General features: G+C 63.9%; 29 protein-coding genes. 12 read left to right on the top strand and 17 right to left on the bottom strand.

What is annotated here, in order from left to right; translation table 11 throughout:
- Positions 1–52: 52 nt before the first annotated feature.
- Positions 53–946, top strand: a complete 894-nt coding sequence (locus AV059_RS19775) for a GNAT family N-acetyltransferase (RefSeq protein WP_058997291.1) — start codon at positions 53–55, stop codon at positions 944–946.
- A 51-nt stretch (positions 947–997) separates the two neighbouring features.
- Positions 998–2653 carry a histidine kinase N-terminal 7TM domain-containing protein gene (locus tag AV059_RS19780; RefSeq protein ID WP_079990806.1) on the top strand — a complete coding sequence of 552 codons (1656 nt, stop codon included), beginning with the start codon at positions 998–1000 and terminating at the stop codon, positions 2651–2653.
- A gap of 18 nt (positions 2654–2671) precedes the next feature.
- Here the strand turns inward: AV059_RS19780 and AV059_RS19785 are convergent, their stop codons facing one another.
- From AV059_RS19785 to AV059_RS19795, 3 genes are all read right to left on the bottom strand, one after another.
- The gene (locus AV059_RS19785) at positions 2672–2950 is read right to left on the bottom strand and encodes a ubiquitin-like small modifier protein 1 (RefSeq protein ID WP_058997295.1); all 279 of its coding nucleotides are present in this window, start codon (positions 2948–2950) and stop codon (positions 2672–2674) included.
- A gap of 121 nt (positions 2951–3071) precedes the next feature.
- Positions 3072–4886 (bottom strand): TrkA C-terminal domain-containing protein, encoded by a 1815-nt coding sequence (locus AV059_RS19790; RefSeq protein WP_058997297.1) that lies wholly within the window; start codon positions 4884–4886, stop codon positions 3072–3074.
- Entirely contained in the window at positions 4883–6163 is a 1281-nt protein-coding gene (locus AV059_RS19795) for a potassium channel family protein (RefSeq protein ID WP_058997299.1), read from the bottom strand. Before AV059_RS19795 ends, AV059_RS19790 begins: the two co-directional genes overlap by 4 nt.
- A gap of 29 nt (positions 6164–6192) precedes the next feature.
- On the opposite strand from AV059_RS19795, the gene AV059_RS19800 reads away from it, so the two are divergent.
- Positions 6193–7401 carry an NAD-binding protein gene (locus tag AV059_RS19800; RefSeq protein ID WP_058997303.1) on the top strand — a complete coding sequence of 403 codons (1209 nt, stop codon included), beginning with the start codon at positions 6193–6195 and terminating at the stop codon, positions 7399–7401.
- Here the strand turns inward: AV059_RS19800 and AV059_RS19805 are convergent.
- The gene (locus tag AV059_RS19805; protein ID WP_058997304.1) at positions 7398–8912 is read right to left on the bottom strand and encodes an HPP family protein; all 1515 of its coding nucleotides are present in this window, start codon (positions 8910–8912) and stop codon (positions 7398–7400) included. The genes AV059_RS19800 and AV059_RS19805 overlap by 4 nt on opposite strands.
- 115 nt (positions 8913–9027) lie before the next feature.
- Positions 9028–9753 (bottom strand): nucleoside phosphorylase, encoded by a 726-nt coding sequence (locus tag AV059_RS19810; protein WP_058997305.1) that lies wholly within the window; start codon positions 9751–9753, stop codon positions 9028–9030.
- 86 nt (positions 9754–9839) lie between these two features.
- Here AV059_RS19810 and AV059_RS19815 point away from each other — a divergent pair, with 86 nt between their 5' ends.
- A complete protein-coding gene (locus AV059_RS19815; protein WP_058997310.1) occupies positions 9840–10061 on the top strand; it encodes a hypothetical protein in 222 nt (73 codons plus the stop codon).
- Position 10062: 1 nt separating this feature from the next.
- Here the strand turns inward: AV059_RS19815 and AV059_RS19820 are convergent, their stop codons facing one another.
- Positions 10063–10572, bottom strand: a complete 510-nt coding sequence (locus AV059_RS19820; protein WP_058997312.1) for a hypothetical protein — start codon at positions 10570–10572, stop codon at positions 10063–10065.
- 241 nt (positions 10573–10813) lie between these two features.
- Between AV059_RS19820 and AV059_RS19825 the strand changes: the two genes are divergently transcribed.
- On the top strand, positions 10814–11227 hold the full coding sequence (locus AV059_RS19825; RefSeq protein WP_058997314.1) for a hypothetical protein: 414 nt from the start codon (positions 10814–10816) through the stop codon (positions 11225–11227).
- 8 nt (positions 11228–11235) lie between these two features.
- Here the strand turns inward: AV059_RS19825 and AV059_RS19830 are convergent, their stop codons facing one another.
- Positions 11236–12072: a DUF63 family protein gene (locus AV059_RS19830; RefSeq protein WP_058997315.1), complete on the bottom strand. Its 837-nt coding sequence runs from the start codon at positions 12070–12072 to the stop codon at positions 11236–11238.
- Between the two features lie 152 nt (positions 12073–12224).
- Between AV059_RS19830 and deoC the strand changes: the two genes are divergently transcribed.
- The gene (deoC, locus tag AV059_RS19835; protein ID WP_058997316.1) at positions 12225–12920 is read left to right on the top strand and encodes a deoxyribose-phosphate aldolase; all 696 of its coding nucleotides are present in this window, start codon (positions 12225–12227) and stop codon (positions 12918–12920) included.
- A gap of 50 nt (positions 12921–12970) precedes the next feature.
- The gene (locus AV059_RS19840) at positions 12971–14254 is read left to right on the top strand and encodes a tRNA (N(6)-L-threonylcarbamoyladenosine(37)-C(2))-methylthiotransferase (RefSeq protein WP_058997318.1); all 1284 of its coding nucleotides are present in this window, start codon (positions 12971–12973) and stop codon (positions 14252–14254) included.
- 43 nt (positions 14255–14297) lie between these two features.
- Here the strand turns inward: AV059_RS19840 and AV059_RS19845 are convergent, their stop codons facing one another.
- The 3 genes from AV059_RS19845 to AV059_RS19855 all read right to left on the bottom strand — a co-directional run bounded on the left by AV059_RS19845 (position 14298) and on the right by AV059_RS19855 (position 16247).
- Positions 14298–14684, bottom strand: coding sequence for a DoxX family protein (locus tag AV059_RS19845; protein WP_058997320.1), 387 nt, complete (start codon positions 14682–14684; stop codon positions 14298–14300).
- A gap of 33 nt (positions 14685–14717) precedes the next feature.
- Positions 14718–15632, bottom strand: a complete 915-nt coding sequence (locus AV059_RS19850; protein ID WP_058997322.1) for a cation diffusion facilitator family transporter — start codon at positions 15630–15632, stop codon at positions 14718–14720.
- Positions 15633–15710: 78 nt separating this feature from the next.
- Positions 15711–16247 (bottom strand): HIT domain-containing protein, encoded by a 537-nt coding sequence (locus AV059_RS19855; protein ID WP_058997324.1) that lies wholly within the window; start codon positions 16245–16247, stop codon positions 15711–15713.
- Positions 16248–16490: 243 nt separating this feature from the next.
- Between AV059_RS19855 and AV059_RS22840 the strand changes: the two genes are divergently transcribed.
- Positions 16491–16688, top strand: a complete 198-nt coding sequence (locus AV059_RS22840; RefSeq protein WP_004518623.1) for a hypothetical protein — start codon at positions 16491–16493, stop codon at positions 16686–16688.
- A gap of 220 nt (positions 16689–16908) precedes the next feature.
- On the opposite strand, the gene map is transcribed toward AV059_RS22840, so the two are convergent.
- Together map and AV059_RS19870 are read right to left on the bottom strand one after the other, a co-directional pair.
- Positions 16909–17805 carry a type II methionyl aminopeptidase gene (gene map / locus AV059_RS19865; RefSeq protein WP_014039607.1) on the bottom strand — a complete coding sequence of 299 codons (897 nt, stop codon included), beginning with the start codon at positions 17803–17805 and terminating at the stop codon, positions 16909–16911.
- 42 nt (positions 17806–17847) lie between these two features.
- Positions 17848–18690 (bottom strand): isoaspartyl peptidase/L-asparaginase, encoded by an 843-nt coding sequence (locus AV059_RS19870; protein WP_058997326.1) that lies wholly within the window; start codon positions 18688–18690, stop codon positions 17848–17850.
- Between the two features lie 150 nt (positions 18691–18840).
- Here AV059_RS19870 and icd point away from each other — a divergent pair, with 150 nt between their 5' ends.
- Positions 18841–20103 carry an isocitrate dehydrogenase (NADP(+)) gene (icd, locus tag AV059_RS19875; protein WP_058997327.1) on the top strand — a complete coding sequence of 421 codons (1263 nt, stop codon included), beginning with the start codon at positions 18841–18843 and terminating at the stop codon, positions 20101–20103.
- Positions 20104–20248: 145 nt separating this feature from the next.
- On the opposite strand, the gene AV059_RS19880 is transcribed toward icd, so the two are convergent.
- The gene (locus AV059_RS19880) at positions 20249–20476 is read right to left on the bottom strand and encodes a hypothetical protein (RefSeq protein WP_008310699.1); all 228 of its coding nucleotides are present in this window, start codon (positions 20474–20476) and stop codon (positions 20249–20251) included.
- Between the two features lie 81 nt (positions 20477–20557).
- Between AV059_RS19880 and AV059_RS19885 the strand changes: the two genes are divergently transcribed.
- Entirely contained in the window at positions 20558–20782 is a 225-nt protein-coding gene (locus AV059_RS19885; protein WP_058997328.1) for a hypothetical protein, read from the top strand.
- A 21-nt stretch (positions 20783–20803) separates the two neighbouring features.
- On the opposite strand, the gene AV059_RS19890 is transcribed toward AV059_RS19885, so the two are convergent.
- The gene (locus tag AV059_RS19890; RefSeq protein WP_058997329.1) at positions 20804–21601 is read right to left on the bottom strand and encodes a hypothetical protein; all 798 of its coding nucleotides are present in this window, start codon (positions 21599–21601) and stop codon (positions 20804–20806) included.
- Between the two features lie 110 nt (positions 21602–21711).
- Positions 21712–22050, bottom strand: coding sequence for a cupin domain-containing protein (locus AV059_RS19895; protein ID WP_058997332.1), 339 nt, complete (start codon positions 22048–22050; stop codon positions 21712–21714).
- Positions 22051–22142: 92 nt separating this feature from the next.
- On the opposite strand from AV059_RS19895, the gene AV059_RS19900 reads away from it, so the two are divergent.
- Together AV059_RS19900 and AV059_RS19905 are read left to right on the top strand one after the other, a co-directional pair.
- Positions 22143–22667: a DUF5817 domain-containing protein gene (locus AV059_RS19900; protein WP_058997333.1), complete on the top strand. Its 525-nt coding sequence runs from the start codon at positions 22143–22145 to the stop codon at positions 22665–22667.
- The gene (locus tag AV059_RS19905; RefSeq protein WP_058997335.1) at positions 22664–23017 is read left to right on the top strand and encodes a hypothetical protein; all 354 of its coding nucleotides are present in this window, start codon (positions 22664–22666) and stop codon (positions 23015–23017) included. Before AV059_RS19900 ends, AV059_RS19905 begins: the two co-directional genes overlap by 4 nt.
- 21 nt (positions 23018–23038) lie before the next feature.
- On the opposite strand, the gene hmgA is transcribed toward AV059_RS19905, so the two are convergent.
- Positions 23039–24256 carry a hydroxymethylglutaryl-CoA reductase (NADPH) gene (gene hmgA, locus AV059_RS19910; protein ID WP_058997337.1) on the bottom strand — a complete coding sequence of 406 codons (1218 nt, stop codon included), beginning with the start codon at positions 24254–24256 and terminating at the stop codon, positions 23039–23041.
- A 51-nt stretch (positions 24257–24307) separates the two neighbouring features.
- The gene (locus AV059_RS19915) at positions 24308–25663 is read right to left on the bottom strand and encodes a hypothetical protein (protein ID WP_079990826.1); all 1356 of its coding nucleotides are present in this window, start codon (positions 25661–25663) and stop codon (positions 24308–24310) included.
- Positions 25664–26082 lie beyond the last annotated feature (419 nt).

A 26082-nucleotide genomic window follows, 5' to 3' on the forward strand; every position in this document is an offset into this window, starting at 1 on the left:
GGCTCCACCACCGGAGCGCCTCTTTTTTGTTGTCGCGGGCGAGTCTCCCGGTATGTCGCCGACTGTTCGGACGGCTTGTCACGACGACTACGACGATATTGTGGACCTGACCAGCGATGTCTGGGCTGACCGCGCGATGGCTGATTACATCCCCGACGTGTTCCGTGAGTGGGTCGACGACGACGGCGCGAACCGGAAAACCCTCGTTGTCGACGTTGACGGCCACGCGGTCGGCCTCGCACAGGCTGTTATACTCACCGAGACCGAGGCATGGTTCCAGGGCATGCGTGTTGACTCGGATCACCGGGGGAAGGGATTCGGGTCGCTGCTGACTGACCACCTCATAGAATGGGCGGCCGATGCCGGCGTGTCAGTCGGTCGAAGTATGGTGTTTTCCTGGAACGAAGCCGGGCTCGGGCAATCACTGGCTGCTGGCTTCGAAGCGGTCACGTCGTTCCGCTGGACGCACCCCGAGCCACGGGACGAGACGCCCGAGATGACTGTCGGAAACGACCCCGCGATAGCGTGGCGCTACTGGGAGGAGAGCGACGGCCGGGACGCCCTGTCAGGGCTCGCGCTCGACAGCGAAGAGAGCTGGGCGCTTTCGACGCTGACGCGGGAAACGCTCGACCGACTGGCGACTGACCAAGCGGTCCTCACTGTCGGCGATGACGAGCCACAGGGGATGGCCTGTCGCGCCCGGACGACCGAAGCTGACGGCGAGCAACTCGCGGAGTACGCGGTCGGGGTGTGGAGCGATGTCGACGCTGCACGGGCCTTGTTCACTGCAATAGCCGCCGACGCAGCGAGCCTCGGCGTCGACGGGACACGGGTCCTCATCCCCGAGACACCGCGTCACGTCGCCCAGGCCGCGTACGCCAGCGGGAACATCGATGGGCGCCCGGACTTCGTGCTCGAGATAGACGGCCTCGAAGCGTTATCATAGCCGATAACGAGGACATAACACTCATTGAAATACTTACCATATCATCGGTAGATGAATTTGATCGGGAGCTCTCCGGCATATCTTGCGTATGTCTCGGCGTACGCTCTCGCGGCAGTCGGGTGTGGTATCGGGCTCTACAGAGCGACTCGCATGGAGGACCCCGATACCCGCCAGGGGATGGTCGGGCTCCTCCTCTGTAGCGGCGGCTGGGCGGCGCTGCAACTCGGTTTCCTGATCACGCCCGGGACGCTTGGATACGTGTTCTACCTCGGCAGCCTCATCGTCGGTCTTGCGACGGTCGGCGCGTGGCTGTACTTCTGTTCGGCGTACACGGGTCGGGCGTTCCACCGGAACCGACTATATCGCGTGGTCGCCGTGAGCGTGTACCTCGGTATCGTCACGGTGAAGCTGACCAATCCGCTTCACGGGCTCTACTTCGCCACGCAGTTCGTCTCTGACCCGTTCCCGCATCTGGCGATCACGCACGGTGTGTTCCACTGGGTGGTGACGGGACTCTCCTACGCGCTCGTCACCGTCGGCTTCTTCATGCTGTTCGAACTGTTCCTCGAAGCGGACTACAACACCCGTCCGCTGGGCGTTCTCGTCGGCGTCACGGCGATCCCAGCGGTTCTTGACGTCATCGGGTACACCAGCGACATCCTGCTCGACATCAACCACGAACCGCTCGGCGTCGCACTGTTCGCGTTCGGTGTCCTCTACGTGTACGACGAGGCATTTCTCGCCGTGCAACTGACCGATGGCGTCGACGATGCTGTCGTGTATCTCGACGATGAGCGTTACATCAAGGAGTCCAACGGCGAGGCACAGCGGCTCTTCCCGCCGCTATCCGGGAGCCGTGGGCAGCAGCTTGAGACGGTGTTGCCGGTCGTTTCGGAGATCGTGAAAACGGACGAACAAATCCTCGAACGGAACCGGGACGGCGGGACGGAGTACTACCTCGTCAGTGACACCTCGTTTTCGCTGGGACAGGTCGATATCGGCCGGATGCTTGTGTTCACTGACGTGACCGAAAGCGAGCGGCGTCGCCGCGAGCTCGACCGACAGAACGAGCAGTTGGAGGGGTTCGCAACCGCAATCAGACACGAACTGCTGAACACGCTGCAGATAATCACCGGCCGCGTCTCCGCCGCCGGCGACGCCCTGAACCGCGGCAAGGTCGATCTGGCCAAAGAATCCCTCCAGTCGACGTCTGAGACAGCCGAGCGGATGTCCGAAATCGTGGATGGCCTCGCGACGCTGGCTCGACACGGGCAGACAATCGACGAAACAATGCCTGTCGACCTCCAGCCGGTCATCGACGGAGCCTGGGAACGTGCCGACACGAACGGTCTTACGATGGTGGCCGACGTAGAGGGAGAGGTCATTGCCGACCCGACCCGCCTGCGGGACCTCTTCGAGAGCGGGTTCACGTTCGCGGCGCACAACAGCGCGTCGACGGTCACCGTCGAACGAGAGGCCGACGAGATCGTCATCACCGACGACGGGACCTCGGCGGGCGAGACAGCAGCGGAGGCCTTTTTCGAGTACGGTGGCGCGATGCCGGACGCCGAAGCCGGGATGACACTCCCGAACCTGCGGATGCTCGCCCGGACCCACGGGTGGGACGTGACGCTCGATACCGAGTATCAGGACGGCGTCCGAATCGTCATCTCGAACGTGACGGTGGCGGGACCGGTAGAAAGCTGACCCGGCCAACAACCCGTATCAACCGCCGCTGACCGGCGGGAACAACGCGAGCTCCGTCTCCTCGTCGACTGCTGTCGCCAGCCCATCGGCGGCGGCGAACGGGTCCTCGCCGTCGACGAGCACCCGGATGTGGTCGGCCAGCTCTTCGTTCTCGTCAAGCACCTCCTCAGCGAGCGCCGGTCGCGACGCGAGCAGCGCATCGAGCGCCGTCTCGACCGTGGCGTCCCCCTCGATATCGACGCTGACCGACTGGCCGTCGGCCACGTCCCGGAGGTGTGCGAACAGTTTCCACTCCATATCCGTACTCCGGGCGTCCGGCAAAAGAGGGTTCCGGACGGAGGTGTGTCCTGCCCGTTCAGGTGGACAGGAGAAGGACGGTCCGCGACGGCGTGCGTCCGGCAGTAACGGTACCCGCCACTCAGTTTGGCTTCTCCGATTCGTCACCCGCAGTCGATTCGTCGCCTACATTGTCTGCGTCCTCGGCGGTCGCTTCGGAGTCCGCCGAGTCGCTGTCGTCGACCTCGTCGGCAGCAGGCTCGTCGTCCGCCCCACCGATCCGCTCTTCGGGGTCCCACACCTCGACGGTGTCGTCGCTGTCGTCCGCCGGCAGGTCGTCAAACGCCCCGTCCGCAGTCAGATCGTCGCTTGCGTCCTCCACATCGGCGTTCCGGAGTGCCTCCAGCGGGTCGTCGTCCGTGGGTTCGTCTCCGGTCTCAGTTGTCCTGTCGTCAGCGCCGACATCAGCCGAGCCAGCGTCAGCAGCAGTATCAGCCGACCCATCCTCATCGGCGGTGCCAGTCGGCTTGTCAGCGGTGGTGGTGTCAGTCGTGTCTGTGTCCGCATTAGCGTCCGTCATATCACCGGCATCGGTATCGGCCGCGTCGACATCTCCTGTGCCGTCGCGGGCATTGGCATCAGTCGTATCGGCCGCTGATTCCGCCGTCCCGTCAGTCTGTTCGCTCTGGTCAGCAGCGTCAGACGCGCCTGGCTGAGCGTCCTCGTCGGCAGTATCGTCTCCCGACTCGTCCGTCACAGCCGCCGTGGAAGTCGGTTCGCCTGTCCCTTCCGTGGCTTCCTCCAGCCGGCGCAACGCGTCCGGGGTAGCGATTGCGTAGATTGTGTCACCGGCCGCGAGGACGCGTTCGCGGGACGGGATTGTCTCCGGTGCTGTGTCGTCGCGGGTGATCGCGACCACCGAGACCGCCAGACTGCCGACCGGCGCGCCGTCAAGCGAACTCCCTGATTCGACGGTGGCCGTGCCCATCGTCTCGTCGGCCGCCCGGAGCAGCGAGGCGAACTCCCGGTCGGAGCGGTCCTGCACCGGGAGCGTGACGAGCTTGTACTTGGTTTGCGGGTCGAGTTTCGGCGTGTCGGCGGCGTCGATAGCAACCGTCACCACGTCGTCGGCGACGCCGCGGAGTTCGCCGGTGAGCACGCGTTTCGACGGCGCTTGCTCCCAGACCTGAACCAGATCGCCGGCGCTTGCGGCATGGGCCGGGTCGGCCTGGATGGCAACGGCGTTCGTTGAGGGCGGCAGCGTCGGGCCAATACCGGCCGCCCGAGAGCCGACGGCGAGATACTCGACGGTGCCGTCGTCGGCCAGTTCGACGTCGACGTGGCCGACGCCGTAGTCGGTCTTGAGCCGGCCAACCAGCCGGTCGCGGAGTTCGTCTTTCGTCAGCCGCCGAGGGAAGAGAAAGCGACGGTCAGCGAGCGTTTCTTTCGTCTCCTCGGGCATCGGATCGTAGCCGACGATGTCGTCGATGTCTTCGGGGAGGCGGACGGATGTGACGCGGCCGACGGTCTGGACGATCTCGCTCACGTCGGCGTCGATGTTTCGGCCGCCGGTTGCGGCAAAGAGGTCGACGCCCAGCCGGTCCCCGATGCGCATACCGCCGTAGGCCCCGACGCCGCCGGCGAGGAACGCGGCGAGATTCAACAGGACCGCGCTGGCCGCTAGCACGTCGTCGTCGCCGAGGATGACCTCGCTGAGCGCGGTCGTCGCGCCGATAATGAGGACGACCGCAGTCAGTCCAAACAGGAGCGCCAGCCCGGTCTGAATCCGTTCACGGACGTACCAGCGGTAGAAGACGGCGATAGCACCAGCCGGCGTCGCGGCGAGGACCGTAATAGCGAGGAGCCAGACAACGCCCTCGACAAGCGTCCGTGACACTATCCCCAGTTGCAGGTTCGAACCGATCTGTGCGAGGAGTGGCGCGCCGAGCGGCGTCATGCGACCGCCTCCGCAAAGGCATCGAGGTCGGTGCGGCGGCCAATCGCGTACAGTTCGTCGCCGGCTTCGACGGCCGCATCGCCACGCGGCGCGACCTTCCAGCCATCCGGCGTCCTGATAGCGACGATGGCAACGTCGTAGACCTCTCGAACGGAAGCGTCCCGGAGCGTCGTTCCGTCGAGCGGGCCATCGGCGCGAACTGTGAGACGGCGGAACCGGCTTCCGGCCCGCCGGAGCAGGGAAACGAGTTCGTATTCCCGGTGTGTCCCGCGGGGTTCGACCACGACCTTCGGCTGTGCCGACCGCAGGAGTGGTTGTACGTCCGTCCGAGTCACGGCGACGGTAAGTCGGCCCTCACCGCCGTCGGTCGTCGGTGCCTGAACCGGCGTCGGCGGTGCCTCGGCGTCGGCGACTTCCGGTTCCGTCGGCGTCTCGGCGGGCATCTCATCGGCCGACGGAGCCGACCGGGCACTAACGACGGTCCCCCGGACCTGTGCGTCCTCAGTCAACACTGTCACCTCGTCGTTGCGGGCCAGCCCGGTCGGCAACAGCGCGTCCACCGAAACGGCGTGGCGGTTGTCGCCCACACGTTTCGACAGGCCCGAAAACGGCGGCGCGGCGACGACCGTCGCCCGCCCCTGTTCGTCTATCGAGACGGCGGCATCGCCGAGGTCGAACGCCGATTTCAGTCGCTCCTCCATCCGGCGTTCGAGTTCGCCGATGCGGAGGTCGGCCGGGAACCGCCAGTCCTCGTTGCGGATTTCGGCCCGGAGTGGCTCCGAAAGCGGCGGGTACCCCTCCATGTCGGCCACGTCGCCGACAACGCGGATACGGACCTCGTCGCGGCCGCCGACGAATTCGACCACGTCCGCCGAGAGTTTCTTCTCGCGGAGCCCCTGGAAAGAGAGCCGCTTCGGGAACTCCGCCCCGAGCTGGTCGCCCTTGCTGTGAGCGTACAGCGACACCATCCCGACGAGGACGATTGCAGTAATGATTCGCTCGGCGTTGGGGGCCTGCGTAATCGACTTGTCCGCCAGTGCCATGAGGCCCCCGCTGACGCCGGCGAGTGCGATTGCCAGCACGACAACACCGAACCCCGGCACGGTAATGCCGGTAAAATACTTGAAGCTGAACCCCAGCGCCCACGACACGAGTGCCGGTATCACTCCCACCAACAGCCCCAGATAGATCCCCATCAACACCTCGACCGGGAGCGAAGCCATGTCCACATCCTGCGTGGCCGGTAGTAAATCGCTTCCGGCCCGCGGACAGTACATTTACACCGACCGATGTAATCTGGATGGGTATGGACAGGCCGCGGAACTGGTTGGGGGCACGCGCGACCATCGTCTTGCCGGTGCTGGTGGCAGTGCTTTCGTTCATCACTGGTGTAGTCAACATCAGTGCCGTGTCGATTGGCGGGCCGCTCGGGGACCTCATTCCGCGAAGCATCCAGCGCACCGCCGGATTTACCGGTGCACTCACCGGATTCACGCTACTCGTCAGCGTGGTCGGACTCCGCCGCCGCCTGCGAATCGCGTGGTACGCGACCGTCGTCTTGCTCCCCGTGGCGGCGATACAGGGGCTCGTACAGAACTCGGAGGTGCCGCTCCCGTTTATCGGCCCCGTACCGAGTTCGGCGGTGTCGATTCCGCTCGTGGTACTCTCGCTGATTTCGCTCCCGGCAATGTTGCTGAACCGGCGGCGGTTCGACCGACCAATCGATCTCTCGACAGCGCAACTGGCCGCGGGCGCGGCACTCCTCGGGTCGCTCATGTACGGGACGGCAGGGTCGTACGCGCTCCGCGATGACTTCACCAACCTTTCGACGGCGACCGATGCGTTCTACTACACGCTGGTCACGGCCAGTACCGTCGGGTACGGTGACGTGACCCCACAGAGCCAGCAGGCGAAACTGTTCGGGATGTCGGTGGTCGTCCTCGGAACGGCCAGTTTCGCCATCGCGCTGGGGTCGCTGCTGGGCCCGGCAATCGAGAAGCGGCTTTCGGAGGCACTCGGAAACATGACTGACGCACAACTGGACTTGCTCGAGAACCACGTACTGGTACTCGGCCACGGCGACCTGACGGAACCGATTATCGAAGAACTGACCGGCGCAATCGATTTCGTGGTCATCACGCCGGACACGGAGACGGCCACGCGGCTCCAGCAACAGGATATCGCCGTCCTGACCGCGGACCCGAGCGACGAAGAGCCGATGCAACGGGCCGGTATCGAGGAGGCCGCAGCGGTCGTCGCAGCGACGAACGACGACGCACAGGATGCGCTGGCGATACTGACGGCACAGACGCTCAACCCGGAGGTCAACATCGTCGCCGGGGCAACCGACCGCGAGAACATCGAGAAGCTCCGCCGGGCGGGCGCGGACACAGTCATCAGCCCGGCGGTGCTGGGTGGCCACCTCATCGTTCAGTCGGCACTGGGTCGCAAGGGGATGGAGAACATCGCCGACCACCTGCTCGACGTGAACGACGAGGACGACACAGAGATCTAGGCCCGGCCGCGGTCGACGATAGCGACGTCCGTCTCCACGTCCTCCAGCCGTTCGAACGTCGGCGGCGAGATGAACCGCGACGCCTTGCTCCGGTCGCGGCTCGCTCCGATCATGACCAGGTCGTACTGCGGGGCGATGTCGGACAGGAACGTCTGGATGTCCGTCCGCGGGACCCGCGTCTCGAACGCGCCCTCGTACGGTTCGACGAGGTCCGCGAGCATCTCCTCGGCCCGCCGGCGGTCCCCGCGGGAGCCGATACAGGTCGCGACGGCGACCCGCCCGCTCCGACCGGCCAGTCGCGTGGCGAAGTCGACCATATTGTGGGCCACGTCGCTGACAGACCGCACGGGGACGATGACCTGTTTCCAGCGGGTCCGGTCGCTTCGGGACCGATGGACGACGATGTCGCTCTTACTGCGGAACAGCCGCTGTAGATACGGCGTCAGCGCTCCGTGTTGGCTCTCGTAGGGCGCGACGATGAGGTCGCAGTTGGTTTCGGCCGCGGTTTGCAGCGTCGTCTTGGCCGGCGAGCCATCGTCGCTCGCAACGACGACCTGGCAGGACACGCCCGTTCGCGTCTCGATTCGGTCGGCGTGGGTCTCCAGCCAGTCGACTTCCGCTTCGAGGTCAGTCTTGTCGGGTGACGCCCCCGCGGTGGCCGGGTCACCGCCATCACCGACGAGGCGGGTCCGAGCCGGCGGCGACTCTGCACCGTTCTCCGACCGGATGTCAAGCTGTATCGTGTCTCGCATAAGCGATTGCTGGGTCGTGGCGGCGTCGCTGTCTGCAACCATGTCGAGCAGAACGACTTTTCCGGCTTCGTGGGCGGCCGCGAGTCGTGCGCCCAGCATCGCCGTCTGTCCCGCTGAGTTGCCGCGCATCGGGACCAGAACGCGGTCGTCACCGGACATCGACTCGTACAGGTACGTCGCTCGCTGCTCGTAGAACTGCTCGCGCCAGATGACAAAGAGGATGGCCACGAGTGTACTGGCAAGGAAGATGCTGGCAACGAACGTCGCCCGCTGGTTCGGTTCGACCAGCAGCGCCAGCAGGGCGGTGGAATACGACGACGGCTCCTCGATGTCAAGCGGCCAGGTGACGACACCGGTCGCGAAGACGGCGAGACCAGCACCGAGCGCGTTGACGCCGAACTGGCCGCCCGCGGCTGTGAGATAGCTGTTCGAGACAGCGAGCGCCCCCAGCCCACAGACCGCGCCGATAGTGAGTCCCGCGACGAACCGCTTCGGGTCGGAGTACTTGCTCGTCGGGTCGACGAACAGCGTGTACGACCCCGCCGCGAGTGGCGGAAACAGCAGGAAGCTCAGTTGTGGGACGGCGTTCGCCAGCGTCGTCACCAGCACGATAGCCAGCGGGACGAACACCAGCATCGAGAGGTGGACGAGGTTTTCAGTCACCTCTGCCCAGCGTCTGAAGTCCTGAAGTTCGCGGCGCTCGACCCGCCGGAGTCGTCTGGCCGCCGCGTGGAGTCGCTTCCGGAACTGGTCGAGCATACCGGTTCTCACGGGAGAACGTCTGTTAAGCCCTCCGCCGGAAAGCGGTGCGACCGGCCACTCATGCGGGTCTGATAGCCCGGCGGGCGCTCGCAGAATCCAGCGGTGCCGACGCTTACAGCGACGTGGTCGCCGTCAGACTGATTTCGATGGCGCGCTCGACGTTGTTCTTGGCTTTCTCGGGGAGTTCCTCGTCCTCGGTTTCGCCCTTCTGTGTCCCCTCGACGAGGTTCCCGTCGACGGTACAGATAGCGCCCGAGCGCAGGCCCTTACGGCGACACAGGGAGAACAGCGCGGCGGCCTCCATCTCGACGGCCAGCAGGCCGGCGGCCTCCCAGTCGTTGATGTACTCGTCCGTCTCGGCGTAGAAGGCGTCGTCCGTGGCGATGGGGCCGACGTGAACGTCCTCGTCGTTTGCCTCGGCGGCGTCGACCAGCGACGAGAGGACGTCGTAATCGGGGACGGCCGGGACGGCCTTGGATTCGTAGCGCTGGGACGTTCCCTCGTCCTTGGCCGCGCCGTTGGCGACGACCATGTCCCCGATTTCGATGCCTTCCTGAAGCGCGCCAGTCGTTCCGACGCGGATGAGCGTCTCGACGCCGACCGCCTCCAGTTCCTCGACGGCGATGGCCGTCGACGGCGACCCGATGCCGGTCGAACAGATCGTCAGTTCGCGGCCGTCGTAGGTCGCGTTGACGAGTTTGTACTCGCGGTTCTCCGCGACGACCTCGTGGTCGTCACAGAGACCGGCGATGCGGTCGACGCGGCCGGGGTCGCCCGGCACGAGCGCGATGTCTGTCAGGTCACCCGGTTCGACGAGTAGATGCGGTTGTTTCGCCATACAGGCCAGTCGCACGGAACTATTTAGTAGTCAGTGGATTCCCGTCGGTCACAACAGTGAGGTAGGACGGCCGCGAGAGAGGACGTATGGCAGACGATATCTCGCTGTTCGACAGACGGATGCGGGGGCCGGCGGGTATCGCTCTCGCCGCCGGAGTCGTCCTCGGACTGCTGACCGGCTACACCGTCGGCGCGGGAACGCCGGACGGCCCCTCGTGGACTCTCGTCGTCCCGTTCGCGCTGCTTGCCAGCGTCTTCCTGTATCTCGGGGCCTACAGAAACCTCTCGAAGCGGGTCCGGGACACGTAGCTTACAGCCAGGTGACGAGCACTGGGATGAACAGCGCAAGCGCCGCTCCAAAAATGAACGCCGTGAGTGCCCACTGTCGGATGATCTCGTCAGCGTCGTCTCGGAGACTGCCGCCGAAGCGAGGCATGGCGATCCGAGCGAAGAAGTAGTAAATGAACGCGGAGACGCCCGCAACGCCAGCGATATGCGGTAGCAGCGGGACGCCGTTGAGCGAGACTGCCGTCGGAAGCACGGTCGAGAGGCCTGCAACGACCGCACCGTAGAGCAGTGCTGCAACGAGGGCGGTGCCGTGATGCACAACGACGGCGATTGGATGGCCCACTGCGGCCGGGTCGGCGCGAGTGAGGCCGGCCGCGGCGACGTGTGCCGGCAGATACCCCTGATCCTGTGTCACCATCGGGATATTCAACAACAGACCGACGACCGCACCGGCGACGACACAGACGAACGCCCACTGCGCGATGGGGTAGTCAAGCACGTATCGTCCCTCGTTCGCAGTGCCAATGAGCATTGTGTCATATGAACAGAACGACACAGCGACGACCGCTCTAAATACGAGGTCTGTGGCCAGGACAGCCTACTGTCAGGATTTTGTTCAAGATGTCTCACTGGGCACCAGCAGGCCTGTTTCAGCGTCCGCAACTGTGGCGTCTCGGTATACTCAGATACCGCCCTCAGCAGTCGATTCACTCAATATAGTACACCACGATAATATATATGTAGTCGTGTAGAAAAGTGACGCAAGTTATACCATGACACAGCAGCGCTACCAGAACGGGAAGCAGGTGATCAAACGCTGGGACGAGGTTTTCAAGGCCGTTACGGCCGAACCGCGGCGACAGCTCATCGTCGCGTTGTTGGATACCCACCCTGACGAGACAGTCCCGCTCCCCGAAAGTGCGATAAACCCAAACGTTCCGCAGGACCCGGAGGTTCTTCGGCAGGAGCTGTACCACTGTCATCTGCCGATGCTGTCCGACCACGAGTTCATTACGTGGGAAAGCGAGCCACTGGTTGCCGGTCGCGGCCCGCGGTTCGATGAGGTGGCCGTCGTGTTCGACTCGCTACAGTCCAACGCGATAGACGTTCCGGACTCGCTCGTATTCGGGTGTCAGCGGCTCGAACGGGAACGGCAGGAGCGCTTCGACGATTCGGTGGCAGAATAACGCCGCCCTCAGACCGGGCTGAACAGGAACAGGACGATATTGTTCGTGGCCGGGCCGATGCCGACGGCGGTCACAACCGCGAGCAAGAGGCTCGCTTCGACGGGATCCTCTTCGAGATAGTCATCGAGCAGGAAGACGACCGCAATCGCCACGAGCAGTTTGACGAACACGAACAGCCAGCCTTTGCCGAGATACGGCGCTGTCGGGAGCGTGCCGGCGAACTCCATAATACGGGCCGGTATCGGCGTTCGCTCCGTGATGCCGATAACGTCAGCGCCGACCGCCGTCGAGACGCCATCGAGCATATGCGCGAACACGACCGTCGGGGCCGCGTAGCGCATCCGGACGACGACCGGTGTCCGCCACAGCGCGACCGCAAGCACCGTCACGGCAGTCACGACGATTGCGACGACGACGGCGACGGTCGGCCAGATGAGTCCCAGCAGGCCGGACTCCAGTGCCATCACGACGGCGATGACGAGCAGCACCGTCAGGAGTCCGATACCGATGTACCCCAGATTACGCGATATGGTCTCGCTATGGCCGCGCCGGACGCTGAACAGCGTCAACGTGATCCAGACGACACCAAGCGTGACGAACGTCGTCAGGTACACCGCCGGTGCTCCGAACAGCGGTGCAACCACGGGTCTGTACGCTTCAATCGGTGGCTGGTGGAACGCGTGGAGCGCGCCGCCGAGCGCCATCCATGGCGTCAGGGCGACCACGGTCCGCTGGTCGATCGGTGGTTCGAGGGCGTACAACAGCGCTGTCACTACGAGTGTGCCCGCAAGCAGCGCCACAGTGTACTCAAGCGGCGGGAGCGCTAACCCCGAAGGCAGTACCATGTCCCTCACGCCGACGCCTACGAGGGAAAACCTTCCGAACGAGACCGACGGAGGGCACATCGGCACGAGCGGCGACCGTCGGACAGGGTGCCAGTAGCCCCAGCGCTTGCCGCCCGCCGTCTTTACGTAGGCACCGCGTGTCACCCCGCGGTATGGACGATATACCAGACCGCATCGAACATACGATCCTCGGACCGACGACGACACCGGACGACGTGCGAACTTGCCTCGACGAGGCGCTCCAGTACGGAATGCGGGCGTGCATCCCCCCGTGGGCGCTCCCACTTGCGACTGAATACGCGAACGTCCCGCTCACGGCCGTTATCGACTTCCCCCATGGCCAGGGCCAGACCGACAGCGTCTGCAAGGCGGCCAAGCTGGCCTGGGACGCCGGAGCCGACGAACTGGATATGGTGTGCAACGTGGGCTTGCTCAAAGCCGGCGAGGACGATGCCGTTCAGGACCACATCACCGAAGTCGTCGCCAGCGTCCCGGTGCCCGTGAAGGTCATCGTCGAAGCGCCGCTGCTTTCCGACGACGAACTCGAACGGGTCGGACAGCTCGTTGCAGACGCCGACGCCGCGTATCTCAAGACTGCGACGGGATTCAGCGAGGGCGGCGCGACGGTCCACGACGTAGAGATTCTCAGCAAATACCTCCCGGTGAAAGCCAGCGGCGGCGTCGGGTCGTGGGCCGACGCCAAGGAGATGTTCGAGGCCGGGGCCGAGCGGATCGGTGCGTCGAGCGGCGATACCATCGTTCGGGGGTGGCAGGCCACGACGGAAGGCAAAACCCCGGCCGAACCGGAGCGAGATCGGGACGACGCGGACACAACCGACGGCTACTGACCGGTCCAATCCGTCGCCCTTTTGCCGTCCTGGCGATAGTGTTTGGATGAATGGCCCGGTATCACATCGAGACGTACGGGTGCACCTCGAACAGAGGTGAGACCCAGCAGATCGAGCAGGCGCTCCGGGAAGGCGGGCACCACCCCGCCGACGGGCCGGAGTCCGCCGACGTGGCGATCCTCAACACCTGTACGGTGCTTGAGAAGACCGAACGCAATATGCTCGCACGGGCCAAAGAACTCGACAAGGAAACGCCGGCCGACCTCGTCATCACGGGCTGTATGGCGCTCGCGCAGGGCGAAGAGTTCCAGAGCGCCGACATCGACGCCGAAGTGCTCCACTGGGACGACGTCCCGCAGTACGTCCTCAACGGCGAGTGCCCGACGATCACGCCGGACACCGAAACGGTGCTCAACGGCGTCGTCGGCATCCTCCCCATCGCCCGGGGCTGTATGTCAGACTGTTCCTACTGCATCACCAAGCAGGCGACCGGTCGAATCGAATCGCCCTCTGTCGAGGAGAACGTTGAGAAGGCCCGCGCGCTCGTCCACGCCGGCGCAAAGGAAATCCGTATCACCGGCCAGGACACGGGCGTCTACGGCTGGGATACGAACCAAGGGACGAGCCTCCTGCCGGAGCTACTCGACCGCATCTGTTCCGACATCGACGGCGACTTCCGGGTCCGTGTTGGCATGGCGAACCCGAAGGGACTCCATGGCGTCCGAGACGAACTCGCGGCGGTGTTCGCCGAGCACGACAAACTGTACAACTTCATCCACGCACCCGTCCAGTCCGGCAGCGACGACGTGCTGGCAGATATGCGCCGCCAGCACGCCGTTTCGGAGTATCTGGAGGTCGTCGAGACACTGGACGACCAGCTGGACTACTGGACGCTGTCGACGGACTTCATCGTCGGCTTCCCGACCGAGGAGCCGGCCGACCACGAGCAGTCGATGGCGCTGCTTCGCGAGACCCGCCCTGAAAAGATCAACGTCACGCGCTTCTCGAAGCGGCCCGGCACCGACGCTGACGACATGAAGGGACTCGGCGGCCAGACTAAGAAGGACCGCTCGAAGGAAATGAGCGAGGCGAAGATGGAACTGATGGCCGAGGCCTACGAAGAGATGGTCGGTCACACGTCTTCGGTGTTGCTCGTCGAGGACGGTACCGACGAGTCGCTGGTGGGCTACGACGAGGCCTACCGGCAGGTCGTCATCGCCGACGCAGAGAAACGAGGCCTCGAAATCGGCGACACGGTCGACGTGGAGATCACGAGCCACAACACCGTGTACGCCTTCGGCGAGCCGGTCGAGCGGGCGCAGGTCGCGGACTAAACGGGTCGTCGGCTCAAATTTTCAGCCTGAATCGACCGTCCGCTCAGTCACTGCTGTAGGCTTCGCGAAGGAACGTTACCGCTGCGCCGAACATCGCGAGGTTGCCGAAGAAGGCCAGACGCTCGCCGCCCCGGTCGTCCGGGTCGGCGTTCCAGAAGTCGTGCATCGTCGGAGTGACAACGGCAAGGAACGTGGCGACAGCACCGGTCGAAACACGGGGGAGCCGCCAGAATGCCGTCCCCAGCCCGCCGACAAGCATCATCCCCGAGGCCAGCGGGGCCAGCAGGTCCGGTGCGGGGACACCCGCCGACTCAGCATACTCAATAGCGTCTTCCATGTCCCGGAAGTCCTCAGCGGCCTGGAGGGCCACGCCGAGGCCGAACAACAGTCGTCCAAGCGCGAGCCAGCTACGTGATGAGTCGTCACCCATATGCTACAGCATGGCACGGAAGCTACTAAAACATCACTCCAGGTCAGCGAGCCGTTCCACTTCCTCGTCGTCTTTCCACTCGCCGAGTTCCTTCGGGTCGACGTGGATGAACGCGTCGTCGACCTCCGGAAGCTCCTCGATGGACTTGATGACCGCCGTCTCGATGTCGTGGGCCTCGAACAGTGTCAGGTCTCCCTCCACCTCGATGTGGAGGCTCACGTCGATTTCGGGACCGACGTAGTGAGCGATGACATCGTGTGCGCCGCTGACCTTCGGGTGGTCGAGTGCGCGGCGGAGAATCTCGCGCCGGAGGTCCTCCGGCGGTGCGCCGCCGACGAGATACGTGACGTTTTCCTGCACGACCTCGATACCAGTGTAGATGATGCCGATTGCGACGACGAGGGCGGCCAGCGGGTCAGCGATGGGGTAGCCGGCCATCGCGCCAGCGACGCCGACAAGCGCCGCTCCCGCGGTAAGGATGTCGTTGCGGTTGTCCTTCGCCGTCGCAATGAGCGCCGGGGAGTTACGGTCCGTGCCCGCGCGGAGACAGTAGCGGTAGAGGGCGTACTTCGCGACTGCCGAGAACACGAGTACGAGTACAGCGGCTGGCCCCTGTGTCACCGAGACGTCCCCGGTCAACAGGGCAGTCCCGGCGTTCCAGAGGACGAACCCGCCAGCGGCGAAGATACCTGCGGCGACGAACAGCGAGACGAACGGCTCGATGCGCTCGTGGCCGTGGGGGTGCTCGAAGTCAGGCGGGCGCGTCGTCAGGTACAGTCCAGCAACGATGACCAGCGAGTAGGCGGTGTCGGCGGCGCTGTTGACCGCCTCGGACTGGACGGCGAAGCTCCCAGTAGTGAGCCAGATGCTGGCTTTCAGCAGCACGAGGAGAAGGTTGACGCCGAGAACGAGCAGGCCGACTCGCCTGAGCGTCGCGCGGCGTGACATTGCTCCCCCGTTGTCGGGCCGCCGTCAAAGCCGCTTCGACACTGGCGCAGTTCGCTCCGGGCTTTGCTTACGACCGTCTCAGTTGATTCGGACAGCCCCGTCTTCGGGGACGGTCGTTCCGTCCTGTGACGCGAACGCAGCGTAGAGCCGGTCGTACGTCTCTTCGACGGCCTCGACGATGACTTTCGTATCACTGATCACCGGCATGAAGTTGGTGTCGCCGTTCCACCGCGGGACGACGTGGGTATGGAGGTGGTCGTCAATCGAGCCGCCGGCCGCCGTTCCGCCGAGGTTCAGCCCGGCGTTGAACGCGTCTGGGGACAGCGCGGTTTCAAGGGCGTCGAAGGTCCGCTGTTTCAGTTGGGCGTGGTCGAGTAGGGTTTCGTCGTCGAGGTCGCCGTACTCACCGGTGTGGGTATGCGGAATGACCATCACGTGTCCGGGGTTGTACGGGTAGTTGTTTAGGAGGACAAAGGCGTGGTCGCTTCGCGCCACGAGATTGTTCGCTTGGTCGTCATCCTGTGCCTGAAACGCACAGAACACGCAGTCGACATCGGAGTTTGTCTCCTCGCGTTCGACCCACTCGATGCGCCACGGCGCAAACACCTTGTCCATATCGCCAGTTGTCGACCCACCAGCAAAAACGACAGGACTGGTACCGCAAAATGAGTATATAAAAGTATTGGCCGTTCATGCAAACTGATCGAGTTCTGTGGCCTTAGCGAGGTTTTTAAACATTCTTATAGGATCTAAGGGCGTTTTCGGCAGAAATCAACTGCCGTCTGGCGATAAACAGTGCTGAACGGACCAGAACTGAGGTCGGTTTTTATACTCCCTACCCGGCTTGTATCAGACGGGATGGCAGCGATAAACGACGGCGTTGACATGGCTGAACACTGTTCGACGTGTGACCGTGAGACACCGCACGCCGTGCGTGTCCAGATACAGACAGAGTCCGATAAACGCGAAAACGCGGCGTTTTCCCGAGAGCCGTATCGGGTTAGCGAGTGCCAAATCTGTGGGACAACCACGTCGACACGGATGAACAACGCCTAACCATCCCACACACCCCACCCCCACCCCACCCTTTCCGTACGCCACGCGGTCTTTGACTGTGTGGCCACACACCCCACCCCACTCTTTCCATACGCCACGCGGTCTCTGACTGCGTGGCCACACACCCCCCTACTCCACCCTTTCACACTAATCGCAGAGTGATGGCGTGCTCGAAAACGAGATTCCGATATTATCCGGCGGGTTCGAAGTCGGTGTCGCGCTACCGCGAGCGTGTCGTCACTTCACAACCGTCCTCGGTGATGATGACAGTGTGTTCCTTCTGACTGACGTACGCGCCGTCCTGCTCTTTGAGTACCGGGTAGCCGTGGACAATATCCTGCTGTTTCAGGCGGCGAAGCGCCATCTCCGCTCGCGGCGAGTCAAGCCAACGTGCGGCAAACGGCAGCGTGCGGTACTCCTCGGTGATCTGTTCGAGGACCTGTCGGGCCTGCCGGTTCCGAACTGAACCCTCCCGTTCGAGGGCGAAAATCTCCTCGTCAGCCCCTTCCTGCACCTTGCCGCGGCCGTCGGTGGCGAACGGCTCGATAGCGACCACGTCACCCACGTCGAGCGTCGCACCCTGTGCCACTTCGCGGTTCGGGATGTTCGGCGACGTATGCTGCTCCCAGTGACCGAGTCCGTGGCCGGTGAGGTTCACGACGGGGTTGTAGCCGTACCCTTCGATGACCTCCTCGACGGCTGCGCCGATCTGGCCCACGTCGACACCGGGGCCGGCGACGTCCAGCGCAGCGTCCAAGGCTTCAGCGGGCGCTTCGGCGAGTTCGTCCTGCCCGGAGAGGTCGACCGTCACGGCGGTGTCGGCGAGCCACCCGTCGACGTGGACGCCGATATCGAGGTTAACCATCTCTTCGCCGAAGGTGGCGTCGTCGTCGCGCTCAGGGGTGGCGTGAGCTGCCTCCTCGTCGATGGAGATGTTGACCGGGAACGCCGGCTTGCCGCCCAACTCCTTGATTTTATCCTCGGCCCACTGGGCGACTTCGAGGTGGGAGACGCCCACCTCGACGCGTTCGGCCGCCTCGTCGCGCACCTGTGCCAGAATTTCGCCTGCTTCGCGGCATTTCTCGTACTGCTCGGAATCGAAGTCCACGTCAGTCATGCACGCCGGTTAGTCGGTGGCGGCCAAAGGGGTTTCCCTCTGCTATTTCGTCGCGGTCTGCATTGCTGCGGTGTTCCGTTCGGCCCCGGTATGGCCGGCATGGTCGAGAACGATGACGCCGGCACGTCCACCGGTCGCGTCCTCGAACTCGGCGATGGCTTCTTCGGCGGCCTGTTTCGGGCCGTACGTGTCCAGTAGTTCGACAGCGCGGCGAGCCACCCCGAACCGGGCGATAGCCTCCCCTTCGCCGGTCGCGCTCGCACCACCGCGGCTGTCCGCGTAGAAGCCAGCGCCGACCTGTGGCACATCGCCGACTCGACCGGCCAGCGCGTACCAGCGCCCGGCGGTCGATGTCGCCGCGGCGAGCCGGTCCCCGTCGGTTGCGACAGCGCCGACGGTGTCAGTGCCGCTGAAATGCTCACGAACCCAGTCGAGGTGGTCAGCGGGGCCACCGTCGGGCGGGTCCGCGCGCTCGTATCGCTGTCGCGTCTCTGCAGTCGTGAGGTCCCGGCCGGTTTCGACCCCTGTACCAGCCGCGAACTCAACGGCCTCGTCGCCGGCAAGGAGGACGTGTGGCGTCTCAGTTGCCACAGTATGGGCTACATCCGCGGCGTGTACAACGCCAGACATTGCACACGCCGCTCCGACCACGCCGCCGTCGGTCATCAGTCCAGCGTCAGTCCGGACTTCGCCGTCGCTCTGGATTGCCCCACCGACACCAGCGTTGAACGCCGGGTCGGATTCGAGCGGCCGAAGCGCGGCCAGCACCGCCTCCATCGGACCCTCCGCCTCCGTTGCCTGTTCAGCGGCGTCTGTGAGCGTTTCCTGCCGAGTAGTCGGTGACTCCGGTGGACTGCCCGCGCCGCCGTGGACGATGACGTGCATACAGCCCCGTTGACACACGAAAGGCATATCACCTCCGGGAATTGCGATAGTGACGTGCCGGCGTGCGGTCGTGACCTTTCTTTACGCACTGTGTTACCACGTCTGAGGCAAAGCGGCACGCCTTTAGGGGCGACTATCAATTGGCGGAATATGGGCTACGATTACGACAAAGTGGAGGTTCCCGACGAGGGACAGCAGATTCAGGTCACGGAGGACGACGAACTCGACGTTCCGGAGAACCCGATCATCCCCATCATCCACGGGGACGGTATCGGAACGGACGTCGGACCGGCCGCACAGAAGGTGCTCGAAGCCGCCGCAAACGCCACCGGTCGTGACATCTCGTGGATGCGCGTCTACGCCGGACAGTCCGCCCGGGACAAGTACGACGAGAACCTCCCTGATGACACCGTCGAAGCCATCAAGGAGTTCAACGTCGCTATCAAGGGCCCGCTGACGACACCAGTCGGCGCTGGTTTCCGCTCGCTGAACGTCGCGCTCCGGAAGACGCTCGACCTCTACGCGAACGTCCGCCCGACATACCACATCGACGGCGTCCCCTCCCCGGTCAAAGACCCCGAGGAGATGGACATGGTCACCTTCCGGGAGAACACCGAGGACGTCTACGCCGGCATCGAGTGGGAGGCCGGCACTGACGAAGTCGAGGAGGTCAAGGAGTTCGTCGAGGACGACATGAACTTCGACGAGACCATCCACGACGGCCCGGTCGGCATCGGCGTCAAGCCGATCACCGAGTTCGGGACCAAGCGCCTCGTCCGCGAGGCCATCGACTACGCCCTCGAAGAGGACCGCGACAGCGTCACGCTGGTCCACAAGGGCAACATCATGAAGTTCACCGAGGGTGCCTTCCGCGACTGGGGCTACGAGGTCGCCGAAGAGGAGTACGGCGAGAACGTCATTACCGAGGACGAGCTGTGGGACGAGTACGACGGCGAAGCGCCCGAGGACGCGCTCGTTGTCAACGACCGCATCGCCGACAACATGCTCCAGCAGCTCCTGACCCGGACCGACGAGTACGACGTCATCGCGACGATGAACCTCAACGGGGACTACATGTCCGACGCCGCCGGCGCACAGATCGGTGGGCTCGGCATCGCCCCCGGTGCGAACTTCGGCGAGGCGCGCTGTCTCGCAGAGCCGGTCCACGGCTCCGCACCGAAGTACGCCGGCGAGGACAAGGTCAACCCGACCGCGATGATTCTCTCCGGCCGCCTCATGCTCGAATACATGGGCTGGAAGGACGCTGGCGAGCTCGTTCGTGACGCCGTCGAGGAGACCATCTCCTCGGGCAACGTCACCTACGACCTCGAACGCCAGATCGAGGGCGGCACGAAGCTCGCCACCAGCGAGTTCGCCGAGAAGGTCGTCGAAAACATCGAAAAGCTCGCATAAGCGAGTCGCGCTGACGACATAGACGCTCAATTTTTTATCACCCCTCACAGCCTAGGAGTGACGTGACAAGTGAGTACTGTTAGGGGAACGGGGCTGTCGCTCGGGAGTCTCCTTCGTCCACGGACCGCATCCGGTCCGAGAAGCGTTACTCTGTCAGCGGCAGGACCACGCCGAACACGAGCGGTGAGAGGAGTCCGACGAGAATACCGAGCATTTCCATGTCGACCAGCAGCGTGTCGCCCCAGGCGGGGAGCGTCCCGAGAACGGCGCTTCCGGCGACTTCTCCTGCGATACCGAGGAGGAACAGCCCTGCCCCGAGCATGAACCCGCGCTTTGCGAGTGTCGCATAGTCCGCGTTCCAGTTCTGGCTCATATAGGTCCGTTCTCGTGGGTCTACTAAGCTCTCTCGGATCGAAAGAGCTACAAACGCGTTTGTAGTGATATCTGTGCATACATGGTTTCAGAATCGATTCCGGAGCTACTCGAACTCCTGCTCTCGACGCTTCTCGCGGCCGGACTAACTGTGGGGGGAGCACTCACCGAACAGGCCGCCCTCGCCGATCTGTCCGGCGGCGTCTCCGCGTTCGCTGCCTGGGAGGTGTACATGGGGCTGGTCCTCCTGTACGCCGGCTACACCCTCGCATCGCGGCGAGTGTTTCCCGCGCTCGGAAGCGCCTGATTGTTTTCTGCAGGCGGACTATTAGTCCTGAAACGACCGCTGGGTTGTATTTTCGACCCACTCTGGCTGTCTCACTGTTGTCGACCCGATCTGTCGGAGCCGCATCTCTTGGGTGACACGAACCTGCCGGTCGCTTCGTTCTGCGTCGAAGGCCAGCCGAAACGCCGAAACGGTACCGTCGTGACTGACGCGAAGTCGGACGGAGACGTTGCGAGGGTCGTTCACGAACAGCGGTGTGTTGAGTCTGTCAGGGTTCCGAAAGCGGGTGCCGACGAGGACGACGCCGCTGTCACTCCGGTCTGCAACGGAGAGGGCGACGGCTTCTCCGACGCCACGTATCGTCCGGCGCTCCGAGAGGTCCGAAACCGGGCCGTCGTCGCGGACTGGCCACGTGACCCGGTTACGCCCGTTCGCTCGCTCGTCGTACTGGGCCGCGACGATAGAGCCGTTGGTCCAGTAGTCGATGCGGGTGGTGAACGTGTTCAGTTCCGTGCCGTTCTGGCGGAACTGCCCTGCGTACGTCGTCTTGTTCACCGCGACGTAGCGGGTGTGGTTGGACCGCCGGAGCACTGTCCCGTTGCTGTCAGTGACCCACTGGCGAGTGACCAGCGTGTAATTCGTCGTCGCAAGCGTCCGCTCGTGGGTGCTGGCCAGCGTTGACGGCACCACTGCGTCGTCGCTCACGCCCGGCGGATACCCGACCCCGTCGGTCGGCACCGCTGCCGGCGTGACCGTCTCGGGACTGTCTTGCTGGACAAATCCAGAACAGCCGGCGAGTACGAGCGCGAGCGTCACGACAGCAACCACTGCTCGCGTCATTGGTTACCATACGGCCGGAGGACTCAAACAGTTGTGGTTGTACTGTCGGCTGGACCTATTGTAGGGTATTCGCGGTGGCGGAATTCGGTACAGACGTACAGCCGACAGTGCTAGTCCTGCCAGTCCGGGTTCGGCCTGGGCGGACTGAACACGTCAATGCCACGAACCGGCTCCTCACCGTCGTTGCGCGCCTCGTGTGGTTCCTCGCTTGGGACCACGTAGGAGTCGCCGGGACCGATGACGTACTCCTCGCCGTTGACGTGGAAGGTAAAGGTCCCCTTCACAACGTAGCCGACCTGCTCGTGGCGGTGGCTGTGCTCCGGGACGGCCGCGCCGGGTTCGATATGGAACTGCTGGACGCTCATCTGCTCTCCGACGGCCATCTGTGTCAGGTGCACGCCGTCGACTGCTTCGACTGTCTCACAGGCCGCCTGTGGTACTTCTTCCATGCTCAGCTATGTCATGTCCACCGCACCTAAGCCTTCGTCCCCCGGCATTGGACGTCGGTGGATTCAGTACCGTCCGGCCCTGACAGAGGGGTATGTACGCGGTCGTCGGGTGTAGTGATTGTAGCGCACTGTGGGTCACCGAGGGGCGGCCGGAGACGACCCAGTGCCCGCGGTGTGGCACGCGCCGCAAACACGAGAAGCGCCGGAAGTTCGTCGAGACGGACGACGAGGCCCACGCCCGCGAGGTTCGAGCGTCGATGCTGGCCAACCGGCAGGGGGAGGGCGACGCCTTCGCGGAGTTGGACTCCTACGCTGAGATGGAGCGGCAGGTCGACGACGCGGGCGTGGACGACGAGACGTATCTCGGAGATTCGGGGGTGGACACCGACGCCGTGTCGGCAGCCGCCGACCGTGCCGAGCAGGGGGCGACAGGTGGGTCAAGCCGCAAGGAAACGGTAACGAACGCGTTGCGGGAGCTGGACGAGCCGACCGAGGACGAGATCGTAGGCTACGCCGAGGAGCGTGGCGTCCCGGCGTCGTACACCCGGAAGGCGTTGAAAAAGCTGGTTCGCGCCGGCGAGGCATCGGAGAGCCGGGGGCAGTACCGGCTGCTATGACCGCGACACTGGATTTCGAGCCCGGACCGGTAGCGGTCGGGACGCTCGTCGGTCTCTCGGGACTGCTGTTCTTGCTTACGCCGGTCGTCGAACCCGTCGCAGTCGGCTCGCTGCGGGTGAGCACGGTCGCGCTCTCGGCAGTCGTTCTCACGCTCGGATTCACGCTGGGCACGGTCGTGTTCGCTCGCCGGGGCCGACGGCTGTTCGCCATCGCCCACGGCGTCTTCGCCGTCGCGTGGGCGCTGCTCGTGCTTGGCCCGCTGCTCGGGCGGGAAGCGCTCCTGCTCGCTGGGGTCGTCGTGCTCGTCGCGGGTGCCGGCTTTCTCGTGAGTCAGAGCCGACAGCGATAGTGCACCGCCGGGCGGCTGACGCTACCGACCGAGGTCGGCGTGTGCCGAAGAGAGATGGCGCGACGACAGTGCTGCAAGCAAAGAGAGTTCCCCAGCCAGTGCGCCGGCGGCAATAACTTCGGCGAGCGCGTCGGCGTTACTCCCAGCAGGGTCACCGCCGCCACTGTATCCCAGCACGTCCAGTGCTTCGGACTGTGTCGGCAGGCCCGTGCCACCGCCGACGGTCCCGACCTCCAGCGACGCGATGGTGACTGAGGCGTACAGGCCGTCCTCGCGGGCGTCGACCGTCGTGATAGCGTTGCTCCCTTCGACGACCTGTGCCATATCCTGCCCGAGCGCGAGGAAGGCGGCGGCGACGACGTTGGCGGCGTGAGCGTTGAATCCTAACGCACCGGCCTTTGCGGAGCCGACGAGGTTCTTTCGGGTGTTGGCCTCAACGATGGCGTCGGAGGTCGTATCGAGTCGGTCCTCGACCTGCTCGTGTGGGATGAGTACGTCGGCAGCGACGGTGCGGCCCCGGCCCTCGACGGCGTTGATGGCAGCGGGCTTCTTATCCGAACAGAGATTGCCCGAGAGCGCCACGAGGTCGGCCGGCGTTTCAGACTCGACAATATCGCAGGCTGCTTCCGTCGCGATGGTGGCCATGTTCATCCCCATCGCGTCTTTGGTGTCGTAGGAAAATCGCAGGAATACGCTGTCGCCGACGACGTAGGGTGTCACGTCCTGTAGTTCGCCGTGGCTCGTCGTCGACTCGGCGGCGTCGGCGAGGACGTCGACGTGTTCGCGAACCCAGGCCGATACCTCGCCCGCCTCGGCTACGTCCTCAACGCGGAACACCGGCGCGCGGGTCATCCCGGATTTGAGGACACGAGCGGTCGCGCCGCCGGCGTTGCGGATGGTCGAAACGCCACGGTTGACGGAGGCCAGCAGCGCGCCCTCGCTGGTCGCCAGCGGGAGGTGGTGGTCACCCTCGGCGGCCCCGCCGTCGACAGGCAGCGGGCCGACGACGCCCATCGGGACCTGCGCCGCGCCGACCATGTTCTCGATGTTGCTCTCGGCGTCGGCGGCGTCGAACGTGTAGTCGCCGACCGCAGAGAGGTCCGTGTCAGTCTCCTCGGCCAGCAGGTGTCTGCGGGCCGCCGCCGCGGTGTCGGGCTCGGCGTGGTCTTCCAGTTCGTAGAGCCGCAACTCACCGTCACGAACGCGCTCTGCGAGCGCGACGACGTCGGAGTCGGTCATGCCCGGATTCTGGCGGTGGACCCCCCTAACAGTTGTGGGACGCAGGTCCAGTCACACCTTGTCCGGGAGTTCGTCAGGGCTGACGGTCTTACCGTCGACCTCGATGCTGAAATCGGCGTCTCCGTCTGTACGTGCAAACGACGTGATATCCCCGGTGACGAGGTACGTATCGCCGCTATCGGTGTTGCCGGTGGATCCGGAGACAGTCATCGTTCCGTCCTCGTTTTCTGTGAAACTGTCGTTGTCTTCGACAGATCTGTCGTCCACCGCACCTGGCTGGGGTTGGACGCGCCCGTCGACGGTGAACTCGTAGGCGACCTCACCTTCTTCGGTCCCGATGATTGCGACGCTGTGTCTCTGTGAGGTAGAGCCGCCGATTACCCGTCGCTCAAGCGCTCTAGCGACAAACTCCCCGTCGCCGCCGGTCTGTGTGATATCTGTTATGTCACCGTTGACGGCGTAGACATCACCGTACCCAGGGTTACCGGTGAAGCCGGTGACCGTCCACGTTCCGTCCCCATTCTGTGAGATGCTATCGTTCGAGCCAGCGCCGAGTTTCTCATTCACGTCGACGGGCCGTATCGGGCCTGTCGCAGTGAGTTCGTACTCGACGGGGCCGGCTTTCGTGCCGACGATCTCGATGAGTCGCTCCTGATGACTCTCGGTGCCGAACAGCGACGGCTGTGCATGGGGGTTTTTCAGGTTGAACGAGACGTAATCAATATCGGTACGAATATCCACCGCATCGAGTACCTTGCCGGAGTTTTCGCCGGTCCCCCGGTACAGGTTCGGAACTGCGCCCATGGCAAGCGAGGTAGTAGATCCGATTGAGTCTTCAAACTCCTGAATGTCGCCGGGGCCGCCGATGTTGTCCGTTCCATAGTGTTGCTTTCCCTCATAACTCCCGTCAGTGAATCGGATTGAAACACTCGTCGCCAACACATCGGCAATACGTCCTCTGAGATTGAGCAATAATTCTGCTGGCGGGACGTAGGCGGATGTCGCAGTGTATCTCGTTGCCCGTGGCCGGTCTGGTTCACAGGGGTCGACCTCGAATCGCTTTTCCTCGCCGGTCGAATTGTTTTCAATGTCAATAGAGGTCATTGTCCGCCCGGGTGAGCCATAGCGAATCAGTTCGTCATCGCTAGCCCGTCTTCCTGGCCCCTTTTGTGCTGCGACTGTGCTCCCGTCGCGGAAGTTAACAGCGAGATAGTCGATACCGCTTCTGTCGTCGACGACCACGTGGTCGCATTTGAACGTGAACTGGTCTTCAGTGACTGCTGCGGCTGCCGTCCCGGCGGTCCCGCCGATTCCTACGGCTCCGACGAGTGCTGTCCCGAGCGCGCCTTCAAGAAATGTCCGTCTCGTGTTGCCGCTCCCGTCTTGTCGGCTGCCGTTCGACTGCAAAGAAGTGTCTGTGCCGCTGTGTTCGCTGTTTTCGGTCAATCTGAATAGATTGGACACACACTCGGTGCCCCGTGGCTGTACATTGTTATAGAGACCTAAACTGGGTGACAGCAGCGCGTCTCATACTGGAATTCTATTGATATACACGTTGTCTTGTACAGGTTCTCCGTCAGGAAACGGCTGGGATACCAGTGCTAGAGACCGTTGATCTCGATAGGCAGAGCGGTTGAAACGAACGTGTGAAATACAGCTCCACAATCACCAACAGTTGCTTACCGGTAGCGGACAGGAGTAAGGAGTCCCATCTGAATTTCCCGCCCATGAACATTCAGGAGATATGTCTGTCCCGTTTGCTTCCCATCCATGACCCGTGACATCAGCAATCGCCCGTCGGTGATGGAAACCACGTCGTGTGACGG

The sequence above is a fragment of the Haloarcula sp. CBA1127 genome (assembly GCF_001485575.1).
Taxonomy (GTDB): Archaea; Halobacteriota; Halobacteria; order Halobacteriales; family Haloarculaceae; genus Haloarcula.

Coding starts and splice junctions, on each gene's coding strand:
- AV059_RS19775 (WP_058997291.1), top strand. CDS start 53: ATGTCGCCGACTGTTCGGACGGCTTGTCACGACGACTACGACGATATT.
- AV059_RS19780 (WP_079990806.1), top strand. CDS start 998: ATGAATTTGATCGGGAGCTCTCCGGCATATCTTGCGTATGTCTCGGCG.
- AV059_RS19785 (WP_058997295.1), bottom strand. CDS start 2,950: ATGGAGTGGAAACTGTTCGCACACCTCCGGGACGTGGCCGACGGCCAG.
- AV059_RS19790 (WP_058997297.1), bottom strand. CDS start 4,886: ATGACGCCGCTCGGCGCGCCACTCCTCGCACAGATCGGTTCGAACCTG.
- AV059_RS19795 (WP_058997299.1), bottom strand. CDS start 6,163: ATGTACTGTCCGCGGGCCGGAAGCGATTTACTACCGGCCACGCAGGAT.
- AV059_RS19800 (WP_058997303.1), top strand. CDS start 6,193: ATGGACAGGCCGCGGAACTGGTTGGGGGCACGCGCGACCATCGTCTTG.
- AV059_RS19805 (WP_058997304.1), bottom strand. CDS start 8,912: ATGCTCGACCAGTTCCGGAAGCGACTCCACGCGGCGGCCAGACGACTC.
- AV059_RS19810 (WP_058997305.1), bottom strand. CDS start 9,753: ATGGCGAAACAACCGCATCTACTCGTCGAACCGGGTGACCTGACAGAC.
- AV059_RS19815 (WP_058997310.1), top strand. CDS start 9,840: ATGGCAGACGATATCTCGCTGTTCGACAGACGGATGCGGGGGCCGGCG.
- AV059_RS19820 (WP_058997312.1), bottom strand. CDS start 10,572: ATGCTCATTGGCACTGCGAACGAGGGACGATACGTGCTTGACTACCCC.
- AV059_RS19825 (WP_058997314.1), top strand. CDS start 10,814: ATGACACAGCAGCGCTACCAGAACGGGAAGCAGGTGATCAAACGCTGG.
- AV059_RS19830 (WP_058997315.1), bottom strand. CDS start 12,072: ATGGTACTGCCTTCGGGGTTAGCGCTCCCGCCGCTTGAGTACACTGTG.
- deoC (WP_058997316.1), top strand. CDS start 12,225: ATGGACGATATACCAGACCGCATCGAACATACGATCCTCGGACCGACG.
- AV059_RS19840 (WP_058997318.1), top strand. CDS start 12,971: ATGGCCCGGTATCACATCGAGACGTACGGGTGCACCTCGAACAGAGGT.
- AV059_RS19845 (WP_058997320.1), bottom strand. CDS start 14,684: ATGGGTGACGACTCATCACGTAGCTGGCTCGCGCTTGGACGACTGTTG.
- AV059_RS19850 (WP_058997322.1), bottom strand. CDS start 15,632: ATGTCACGCCGCGCGACGCTCAGGCGAGTCGGCCTGCTCGTTCTCGGC.
- AV059_RS19855 (WP_058997324.1), bottom strand. CDS start 16,247: ATGGACAAGGTGTTTGCGCCGTGGCGCATCGAGTGGGTCGAACGCGAG.
- AV059_RS22840 (WP_004518623.1), top strand. CDS start 16,491: ATGGCAGCGATAAACGACGGCGTTGACATGGCTGAACACTGTTCGACG.
- map (WP_014039607.1), bottom strand. CDS start 17,805: ATGACTGACGTGGACTTCGATTCCGAGCAGTACGAGAAATGCCGCGAA.
- AV059_RS19870 (WP_058997326.1), bottom strand. CDS start 18,690: ATGCACGTCATCGTCCACGGCGGCGCGGGCAGTCCACCGGAGTCACCG.
- icd (WP_058997327.1), top strand. CDS start 18,841: ATGGGCTACGATTACGACAAAGTGGAGGTTCCCGACGAGGGACAGCAG.
- AV059_RS19880 (WP_008310699.1), bottom strand. CDS start 20,476: ATGAGCCAGAACTGGAACGCGGACTATGCGACACTCGCAAAGCGCGGG.
- AV059_RS19885 (WP_058997328.1), top strand. CDS start 20,558: ATGGTTTCAGAATCGATTCCGGAGCTACTCGAACTCCTGCTCTCGACG.
- AV059_RS19890 (WP_058997329.1), bottom strand. CDS start 21,601: ATGACGCGAGCAGTGGTTGCTGTCGTGACGCTCGCGCTCGTACTCGCC.
- AV059_RS19895 (WP_058997332.1), bottom strand. CDS start 22,050: ATGGAAGAAGTACCACAGGCGGCCTGTGAGACAGTCGAAGCAGTCGAC.
- AV059_RS19900 (WP_058997333.1), top strand. CDS start 22,143: ATGTACGCGGTCGTCGGGTGTAGTGATTGTAGCGCACTGTGGGTCACC.
- AV059_RS19905 (WP_058997335.1), top strand. CDS start 22,664: ATGACCGCGACACTGGATTTCGAGCCCGGACCGGTAGCGGTCGGGACG.
- hmgA (WP_058997337.1), bottom strand. CDS start 24,256: ATGACCGACTCCGACGTCGTCGCGCTCGCAGAGCGCGTTCGTGACGGT.